The sequence below is a fragment of the Streptomyces sp. H39-S7 genome, from assembly GCF_027158205.1.
GTDB lineage: Bacteria > Actinomycetota > Actinomycetes > Streptomycetales > Streptomycetaceae > Actinacidiphila.
In genome coordinates this window covers 55,579-64,377 of sequence record NZ_JAPVLU010000048.1, presented here as the reverse complement: position 1 = coordinate 64,377, position 8,799 = coordinate 55,579, and the positions used below count along the sequence as shown (strand labels likewise).

The 8,799-nt window shown below is 70.4% G+C and carries 7 protein-coding genes; 4 read left to right on the top strand and 3 right to left on the bottom strand.

Going from position 1 to position 8,799, the window contains the following annotated elements; translation table 11 throughout:
* Positions 1-206 precede the first annotated feature (206 nt).
* Together O3X23_RS34680 and O3X23_RS34675 are read right to left on the bottom strand one after the other, a co-directional pair.
* Positions 207-2,351, bottom strand: coding sequence for an RICIN domain-containing protein (locus tag O3X23_RS34680; protein ID WP_269276504.1), 2,145 nt, complete (start codon positions 2,349-2,351; stop codon positions 207-209).
* 112 nt (positions 2,352-2,463) lie between these two features.
* Positions 2,464-3,882, bottom strand: a complete 1,419-nt coding sequence (locus O3X23_RS34675) for a ricin-type beta-trefoil lectin domain protein (protein WP_269276485.1) — start codon at positions 3,880-3,882, stop codon at positions 2,464-2,466.
* 370 nt (positions 3,883-4,252) lie between these two features.
* Here O3X23_RS34675 and O3X23_RS34670 point away from each other — a divergent pair, with 370 nt between their 5' ends.
* The 3 genes from O3X23_RS34670 to O3X23_RS34660 all read left to right on the top strand — a co-directional run bounded on the left by O3X23_RS34670 (position 4,253) and on the right by O3X23_RS34660 (position 6,806).
* Complete coding sequence (locus O3X23_RS34670) at positions 4,253-5,707, top strand: dihydrolipoyl dehydrogenase family protein (RefSeq protein WP_269276483.1); 1,455 nt, start codon at positions 4,253-4,255, stop codon at positions 5,705-5,707.
* 143 nt (positions 5,708-5,850) lie between these two features.
* Entirely contained in the window at positions 5,851-6,270 is a 420-nt protein-coding gene (locus tag O3X23_RS34665) for a phage holin family protein (RefSeq protein WP_269276481.1), read from the top strand.
* Complete coding sequence (locus O3X23_RS34660) at positions 6,267-6,806, top strand: DUF3618 domain-containing protein (protein ID WP_269276479.1); 540 nt, start codon at positions 6,267-6,269, stop codon at positions 6,804-6,806. Before O3X23_RS34665 ends, O3X23_RS34660 begins: the two co-directional genes overlap by 4 nt.
* Before the next feature lie 81 nt (positions 6,807-6,887).
* On the opposite strand, the gene O3X23_RS34655 is transcribed toward O3X23_RS34660, so the two are convergent.
* The gene (locus O3X23_RS34655; RefSeq protein ID WP_269276478.1) at positions 6,888-7,157 is read right to left on the bottom strand and encodes a DUF4235 domain-containing protein; all 270 of its coding nucleotides are present in this window, start codon (positions 7,155-7,157) and stop codon (positions 6,888-6,890) included.
* Positions 7,158-7,424: 267 nt separating this feature from the next.
* On the opposite strand from O3X23_RS34655, the gene O3X23_RS34650 reads away from it, so the two are divergent.
* Entirely contained in the window at positions 7,425-8,783 is a 1,359-nt protein-coding gene (locus O3X23_RS34650) for an NAD(P)/FAD-dependent oxidoreductase (RefSeq protein WP_269276476.1), read from the top strand.
* Positions 8,784-8,799: the final 16 nt, after the last annotated feature.

The following is an 8,799-nucleotide window of genomic DNA, read 5'->3' as shown; positions in this document are numbered from 1 at the left end:
CCGACGTCCTGGCCGCCCAACGCCGAGAACGCGCCAAAGTCCGCAGCGAACGCCAACAACGCTGGGGCCGACCACGACCCAAAGCCGCCTAATCACACCCGGCCAACGTTCCTGGACAACGCACTAGGGACCGGCACACGGCAGAGCCGCGCCCGGCCGCTGGGCTCAGCGGCCGGGCGCGGCGTCGTGGACCGTTGCGCCACGGCCTACGGGTAGCTGACGAGGTTGGCGACGTTGCTGCCCGAGTTGGACGGCCCGGCGGTGGAATTGATGACGTGGTTGATGGTTCCGGTGCCGCCCAGGGAGACGGTCACCATGTTGTGGAACTTCACGCCCGAGGTGTTCGGAACCTCGAAGGAGTGCTCCTCGACGACGGCGGGGTTGCTGCTGAAGTAGCAGTAGCTGCCGAAGCCCCAGGCCTCATGGCTGGTGACCGAGTTCGCGACCTTGTAGGCGGCGTACCCCTTGGTGCTCCCGTTCATCCAGGCCGCCTGGTTGGGCGGGTCGTAGGGAAGCTCGTTCTGGTAGAAGTACGTGCGGCCGCCGTTGCCGTTCCAGATGGTCTGGTACTGCTGGTAGTGCTCGACGAACAGCCCGTACATGGTGACGTTGTCGCCGTTCACCACCAGGCCGGTGGCCGCGGTGTTGGACGTCCATCCGACGCCGCTGCCGTGGTCGGCCCGCCACAGCCACATGTGGTCGCCGATGACGTTGGAGCTGTTGATGACCAGGCTCTGGGTGGCTTTGCCGACGCCCGCGCCCCCGATGCGGAAGAACACGTCGTGCAGGGAGGTCGGGTTCGCCGAGTGACTCTGGTTGGAGCCGGCCGCGCCGACCTGCATGAGGGTGGCGGAGTTGACCGTGCCGGCGTCGATCAGCAGTCCGGCTATCTTCACTCCGTCGACGTCCGCGACCGACAGGGCGGTCACGCCGTTGTCCGGGATCACCGTGGCGAGGCCCAGGCCGAGGACCACGGTGTCGGGGCGGGTCACCCTGATCGTGTCGTTGAGGTGGTAGACGCCCGGGGTGAACAGCAGGTTCTTGCCCTGTGCCAGCGCCGTGTTGATGTCGGCAGAGGTCGCGCCCTGCTTGACGACGAAGAACTGGCTGATGGGCAGTGAGGAACCGGCGGCGGTCCCGTTGGCCCAGGTGGTGCCCTGCGAGTTCGACCGCAGAGCGGGGACGAACACCTGGTAGGCACCGGACGCGTCGATGTAGAGGAAGGGCTTCTCACGGGCGACGGGCGTCTGGTTGACGGTGGTGTAGGGCGGGTTGGGGAAGGTGTTCGCGGGCGCGTTGGTGTCGCCGACGAAGACCATGTTCCAGTTCGATCCGGTCCAGCTGCCCCACTGGCTGTTGCGTGACAGCCACTGCTGCTGCGAGCCGGAGCGCACCTGGCCGTCCACCTTGGAGTCGGCCATGAAGCCGCCGCTGGACCAGCCGCCGTCGTCCAGTGCGAGATTGCCGCGCACGTGCATGCGCCGGTAGGGCGCGGCCTGCGAGACTGCCCACCGGTCGGTGCCCGAGGTGGGGTTGACGGAGAGGTTCTCGGCGGAACGCCAGAAGTTCTGCGTGGCGTTGCCCTGGAACCAGTCGGCTTCCGCGTGCACGCCGCCGTTGATGGTGACCGAGTCCGGCGACAGGCCGAGGCCGGCCACCTGCGTGTAGAAGCCGACGTTGACGTCGGCGTTGTAGGTGCCCGGCTTGAACAGCAGCGCGAAGCGGTTGGCGCCGAACTGGTTCGACTCCTGCTGGGCGAAGACAGTGTTCAGCCGGCTCTGGATCGTCGACGCGGACATCGACGGGTCGAAGACGGAGACGTTGGGGCCCAGATCCGGGGTGCCGGGCGGGTTGTCGGGCGGGGTGCCGTTCACCGGGGCCACCTGGAAGGACTGGGCCGCGCTGCCGTTGCACGCCCACTGCTGCAGCTGCACGCTGTTGGCGGTCGACGCGCTCGGCACGTCCAGGCACTTGCCGCTGTTGCGGCTGACGAAGTGGTACGAGCCGCCGGCCTCCTCGACCGGCAGCCACTGCTGGTTGTTGCCGCCGCCGTACGTCCACAGGTGGACCAGGCCGCCGTCGGCGGTGGAGACGTCGGCGACGTCCCACACCTGTGCGGCGTTGCCCTGGCTGTTGACCCGGACGTACCCGTCGCTGGTGGCCTGGAACTGCCACTGCTGCGCGGCGCTGCCGTTGCAGGTGTACTGCTGCACGGCGGTGCCGTTGGCCGTCGAGGCGGCGCGGGCGTCCGCGCACAGGGCGCTGTTCTTGTTGGTGACGGTGACCGGCCCGGTGGGCAGGGCCGCCGCCGACGCCTGGTCGGCGGGCGCCAGCAGCGTCCAGCCGGTCATGGCGACGACGACGAACGCCAGCGCCAGTGGGGCCGCTCTTCTCGCGGAGAGCGGATGGTTCGCGTGTCGTGCGGTCACGGGGTTCTCCTGTCGTTGTGGGGTGCGGCGGTCATCAGCTGGGGAGCGCCCACTGCTGATTGGCCGACCCCGCGCAGTCCCACAGCTGGAGGCGGGTGCCGTTGGCCGAGCTCTGCCCGGTGGCGTCGAGGCAGCGGCCCGAGGCGGGGTTCACCAGCGTGTTGCCGGAGCGGGTCCACTTCTGGGCGCCGCCGCCGGAGCAGTCCCACAGCTGGATCTTCGTGCCGTTGACGGTGCCCTGGCCGGTGGCGTCCAGGCACTTGCCCAGCGCCTTCAGTGAACCGTCCGCGGCAACGGTCCAGTTCTGGGCGCCGGTGCCGTTGCAGTCGTAGAGCTGTACGGCGGTGCCGTTGGTGGAACTGGCCGCCGCCACGTCGACGCACTTGGCACCGATGCCGGTGATCCGCCCGACGGGCTCGGTCCCGCCGCCACCGTTGTTGCCGGTGATCGCGTTGAAGGTGCGGGCGAACTGGTACGGGCTCTGCGAGGTGCCGCTGCAACTGTCGGACAGGGTGCCGTTGCTGGCGCAGGCCTTGTCGCGACCCAGTGCCCAGAAAGCCAGTTCCTGGATGCCGTGGCTCGCGGCGAACGTCTCCAGCGCGGTGGCGTTGGCGGTGGTGAAGACCTCACTGGTCGTGTCGTTCACCCCGATCATGGGCGTGTTGCCCTCCATGGCCCACAGCTGCTCCGAGGTCTTGGTCGGCCAGATCTGGCCGAGCTGGCCGTGCAGGGCGGTGGCGGCGTTGATGGCGGCCTGGCCCATGTCCATCGGGGGCCCGTAGTCCATCGTCATGATGTTGACGACGCTGACGTTGAGGCCGCGGCTCTTCGCGTTGTTCAGCAGGGTGAGGGAGTTGGACTCCAGCCCCGTGGGGTTGACCGGGAGGGTGTAGTGGACGGCGAGGGTGCGGCCGGCCGCCGCGTACTGCTGCTGCAGGGCTGCGAGCGCCTGGTTGCGGCGGTCGTTGGCGGCGGTGTCGCCGAGCGCCCCGCCCTCGATGTCGAGGTCGATCCGGGTCAGGTTGAGGGTGTCGATGACTCTCTTGTACTGCGCCTGGAGTGTGGAGACCGACGTACACGCCTGGCCGAGTTCGGTGCCGGCGGCGCCGCCGAAGGAGGCGATGACATCGCCGCCGGAGGCGCGCAGGCTGTTGATCGCGTTGGTCCATCCGGCGTCGCCGATGTCGGTGTTGCCGTTGAACGTCGCGTTGCAGCCGTTGCCGGCGATGACGAAGGCGAGCGTGAAGTACTTCAGGCCGGTGGCGGCCTGCGCACTGGCCATCGCCGAGGGCGAGTTCCAGGTCTCGACGTAGGGGGCCGCGTAGTGCGCGGGGAATCCGGGTCCGGGGTTGGCGGCGGCGTTCGCAACCGGGCTGCCGCCGAGCAGCAGACCCGCGGAGGTGATCGGGATCGCCGCGGCGATCAGACTTTTCTTCAGGCGTGACCAGGGCATGGCTGTCCTTCGGAACGTGCGCGGGATGCGCGTGGGGGGTGCCCGCCGCCCGAGGGCGGCGGAGTCCTGACCGATGGTGCGCCGTGGTGGGACGAGTCGCCGGTGATCTGGTGGGGGGGTCGGCGGCGGCCGTCGGAGAAGGCCGCGTCAGAAGGTCGGAGAAGCGCGGCTTCTTTTATCACCACTTAGTTCAAGGGGTGATTGAACTCGCGTGATCATGGTCGCGTCAAGGGTCTGGACCAATCAATTGGAAACCTTCCTGCCGGTGCCTTTCAGGTGCCGCCGCGCCCGCGCGGGGGGTGGTGGCCGTACCCGGACCGTTCGGCGAAGATGACTCCTGGACGCCCGCCCCCTGCAGACAGGCCCTGCCATGAGCCCTTCCCCCCAGTCGGACGAGACCTCGGCGTACGACGTCATCGTGATCGGCGCGGGACCCGTGGGCGAGAACCTCGCGGACCGCACCCGCGCCGCCGGCCTCACCACCGTGGTCGTGGAGAGCGAACTCATCGGCGGCGAATGCTCCTACTGGGCCTGTATGCCCAGCAAGGCGCTGCTGCGTCCGGTGGCCGCGCTGGCGGGCGCCCGCGGCGTCGCCGGCTCCCGCGAAGCGGTGGGCGGCGGTGCCCTCGACGCCGCCGCGGTGCTGGCCAGGCGCGACGACTTCGCCTCGCACTGGAAGGACGACGGGCAGGCCTCCTGGCTGGAATCCGTCGATGTCGGCCTGGTGCGCGGTGAGGGGCGGCTCGACGGGCCGCGCAAGGTCGTGGTCCGCACACCCGGTGGCACCGAACGGGTGCTGACCGCCCGTCACGCGGTCGCGGTCTGCACCGGCAGCCGCGCCGTCCTGCCGGAACTGCCCGGCCTGGACGAGGCGCGCCCCTGGACCAGCCGCGAAGCCACGTCCTCGCCGAGCGTGCCCGGCCGGCTGGTCGTGGTGGGCGGCGGAGTGGTCGGCGTCGAGATGGCAACGGCCTGGCGGGCGCTGGGATCCGAGGTCACCCTCCTGGTGCGCGGCGAGCGACTGCTGCCCAGGATGGAGCCGTTCGCCGGCGAGTCCGTCGCGACGTCACTGACCGACGCGGGAGCCGTCGTCCGCACCGGTGTCGACGTGGCGGCAGTGCGCCGCGAGTCGCCGTCCGCACCGGTGACCGTGGTCCTGGAGGGCGGGGAGGAGATCGAGGCGGACGAAATCCTGTTCGCCACCGGCCGCGCCCCGCGGACGGACGGCCTCGGCCTGGAGACCGTCGGGCTCACCGACGGATCATGGCTGGAAGTCGACGCCTCCTGCCGTGTCACCGCCGTGGACGGCGGCTGGCTGTACGCGGTCGGCGACGTCAACCACCGTGCGCTGCTGACCCACCAGGGCAAGTACCAGGCCCGGATCGCGGGCGCCGCCATCGGCGACCTCGCGGCCGGCCGGCCGCTGGACACCGCGCCGTGGGGCCCGCACGCGGCCACCGCCGACGTGGCGGCGGTCCCGCAGGTGGTGTTCACCGAACCGGAGATCGCCTCCGTCGGCCTGACCGCCCAGGAGGCCGAACGCGCCGGCCGCCGGGTCCGCGTCATCGACCACGACCTCGGCCAGGTCGCCGGCGCCTCGCTCTACCAGGACGACTACCGCGGCCAGGCCCGCATCGTCATCGACCTGGACCGCGGCCACCTCATCGGCGCCACCTTCGCCGGCCCCGGCGTCAGCGAGCTCCTGCAGTCGGCCACCATGGCCATCGCGGGCGAGATCCCCGTGAGCCGCCTCTGGCACGCCGTCCCCGCCTACCCGACGATCAGCGAGGTCTGGCTGCGACTGCTGGAGACCTACCGCGGTTAGGCCGCGCGGCGGGCCGGGAGCCGTCGCTGGGCGTTGTCGTCGACGACATTCCGTGAAACCGGGTTTACCAGGTTTCCAGCAGGTCAGGCGGACAGTAGAGCCAGCGGCCAGGCCGTCGACGCGCCGAACAGAGAGGCGACCCCATGTCCCTTCCCGAGCACAACGCCCGCATCGGTGAATCCGACAGTTCTGTCGGTGAGCTGGTCAAACGGGCTTCGGAGCAGCTGTCCGAACTGGTCCGGGGGGAAATGCGGCTCGCGCGGGCCGAACTGACGGAGAAGGGCAAGCGGGCCGGGCTCGGGGGCGGATTGCTGGGCGGTGCCGCTCTGATCGCGGTGATCGCGCTGCAGGCACTGGTGGCCACCGCGATCGCGCTGCTGGCTCTGGCCGTGTCCGTATGGGCGGCGGCCGCAATCGTCACGGGCGCCCTGTTCGTGATCGCGGCCGTGCTGGCGCTGCTGGGGAAGAAGCAGGTGGCGCGTGCCGTTCCGCCAGCCCCCGAAGCGGCCATCGACAGCGTGAAGGCAGACGTCGAAGAGATCAAGGGAAGGGCACACCGATGACGAGTATCCCCGAGGCCAACGAGCCCGGTGCCGCCGCGAGCAAGGACGAGCTCCGGGAGCAGATCGAACACGCGCGGGAGGAGCTCGGCGACACCGTCGAGGCGCTGGCCGCCAAGGCCGACATCAAGGGGCGGGCTCAGGACAAGGCCGTCCGGGTCAAGGACCAGGTCGGCAGGAAGACCGCCGAGGTGACGGCGGAGGCGAAGGTCAAGGCGGCGCATGCGACGGCCGACGCGAAGGTCAAGGCGGCCGAGGCGAAGGACAAGGCAGCCCATGTGACGGCCGAGGCACGGGAGAAGGCGGCCCATGTGACGGCGGAAGCACGGAACAAGGCGGCCCTCGTGACCGCCGAGGCACGGGAGAAGGCGGCGCAGGCCGCCCACATCGTGCAGGACAGGACCCCCGAGCCGGTCCGCTCGGTCGCTGTGCAGGCCGCCGACACCGGACGGCGCAACCCCGTCCCGGTGGCCGTCGCCGCGGCGGCGCTGGCCGTGCTCGCGGTGGTACTGATCAAGCGCAGCGGCAAGCGTCACTGAGCCAGGTAAGGCAGAAACGCCGGTGGGACCCGCGGATCGCGGGTCCCACCGGCGTTTGCGCCGACGCCTTCAGCACCTCGCCTAGTCGCCCGGCCAGGTACCGGTGACGCGGCGCCAGCCCACGGCTCCGCCGCGCTGTACCGCCGCGCGGACCACCGAGAAGATCACGCCCTCGATGGCCGCCGCGGCGAGCACCTCGCCCCACGTGTGGTCGGCCTCGAGCGGTTCCGGGGCGTCACCGGGCCCGACCCGGTCCCACACCTTCCGGAAGATCAGGCCGGCCACGGCGCCGCCCGCCATCCCGACGACCAGACCGATCGGTTTGTACACGACTTTCGCTGTCTTCGGCACAGCGATGCCTCCTTCTCCTTCACCAACGGTCCACCGCTGGTGTCACGTCACCCCATCGGAGTATCCGGACGCCGCACTCGTTCCGGATCCGGCCCATGTCGGCTGTGGTCCGACTGCCCCCTCCCCCTGCCACTACGCCTCCCGCCACGCGGCCCGATCAAACGGGTGACGAGATGTTTTCCCTACCGGATCGCGGGTTAGCCGGAAGCATGAGGCGCCCGCTTCGCCGCGTCGCCGACCGTGTTACCGACAACGGAGGCTGTGGACATGGACCGACCCCGGATCGTCGTAGTGGGAGGCGGGTTCGCGGGGCTGGAGTGCGCGCGCCGGCTGGAGCGCCTGCTGGGTCCTGACGAGGCGCAGATCTCACTCGTCACCCCCTTCGGGTACTCGCTGTACCTGCCCCTGCTGCCGCAGGTCGCCTCCGGTGTCCTGACGCCCCAGTCGGTGGCGGTCTCGCTGCGCCGGGTACTGCGGCGCACGTCCGTCATCCCGGGCGGGGCGATCGGTATCGACCCGCAGGCCAAGGTCTGCGTGGTGCGCAAGACCACCGACGAGATCGTCAACGTCGAGTACGACTACCTGGTCCTGTCGCCCGGCAGCATCACCCGCAGCTTCGACATCCCGGGGCTGGAGGAGAACGCCCGGGGGATGAAGACGCTGGCCGAGGCCGCGTACCTGCGCGACCACGTCATCGCGCAGCTCGATCTCGCCGCGAACAGCACGGATCGCGCGGAGCAGGAGTCGCGGCTGCAGTTCGTGGTGGTGGGCGGCGGCTACGCCGGTACGGAGACGGCTGCCTGCCTGCAGCGGCTCACCACCGGGGCGCTCAAGCGCTACCCGCGCCTGGACCCGTCGCTGATCAAGTGGCATCTGGTCGACATCGCCCCCAAGCTCATGCCGGAACTCGGCGACGAGTTGGGCCGGAAGGCCATGACCATGCTGCGCAGGCGCGGCGTCGAGGTCGCCCTGGGGGTCTCGGTCGCCAAGGCCGCTCCGGAGAGCGTCACTCTCACCGACGGCCGGGAGCTGCCCTGCCGCACGCTGGTCTGGACGGCGGGCGTCGCCGCCAGTCCCCTGATGGCGACCCTGGGCACGGAGACCGTCAAGGGACGCCTGGTGGTCGACCCGTCGATGGAGGTACCCGGCCTGGACGGTGTCTTCGCGCTGGGCGACGCCGCCGCCGTTCCGGACCTCGCCCGCGGCGGCGGTCAGATCTGCGCGCCCACGGCGCAGCACTCCCAACGGCAGGGCAAGGCCGTCGCGGACAACGTCGTCGCGGTACTGCGCGGTCAGGAGACCCGTCCCTACGTCCACAAGGACCTCGGTCTGGTCGTCGACCTCGGCGGGACCGACGCGGTCTCCCGGCCGCTGGGCATCAACCTCGCCGGCCTTCCGGCGCAGGCCGTGGCACGCGGCTACCACCTGATGGCGCTGCGGACCAATGTCGCCAAGGTGCGCGTGATGACCAACTGGATGCTCAACGCCACCGCGGGCGACGACTTCGTCCGTATCGGCTTCCTGACCCGCCGCCCCGCCCGGCTGCGGGACTTCGAGTACACCGACGCCTATCTGACCGCGGAACAGATCCGCGAGCACACCGCCCCCCTGGCCACGCGTTCCTGACCGCCGAGGAGGCGTC

Bases quoted from the DNA above. Each gene is read 5' to 3' on its own strand.
- O3X23_RS34650 (WP_269276476.1), top strand. From the start codon at position 7,425: ATGGACCGACCCCGGATCGTCGTAGTGGGAGGCGGGTTCGCGGGGCTG.
- O3X23_RS34675 (WP_269276485.1), bottom strand. From the start codon at position 3,882: ATGCCCTGGTCACGCCTGAAGAAAAGTCTGATCGCCGCGGCGATCCCG.
- O3X23_RS34670 (WP_269276483.1), top strand. From the start codon at position 4,253: ATGAGCCCTTCCCCCCAGTCGGACGAGACCTCGGCGTACGACGTCATC.
- O3X23_RS34665 (WP_269276481.1), top strand. From the start codon at position 5,851: ATGTCCCTTCCCGAGCACAACGCCCGCATCGGTGAATCCGACAGTTCT.
- O3X23_RS34680 (WP_269276504.1), bottom strand. From the start codon at position 2,351: ATGACCGGCTGGACGCTGCTGGCGCCCGCCGACCAGGCGTCGGCGGCG.
- O3X23_RS34660 (WP_269276479.1), top strand. From the start codon at position 6,267: ATGACGAGTATCCCCGAGGCCAACGAGCCCGGTGCCGCCGCGAGCAAG.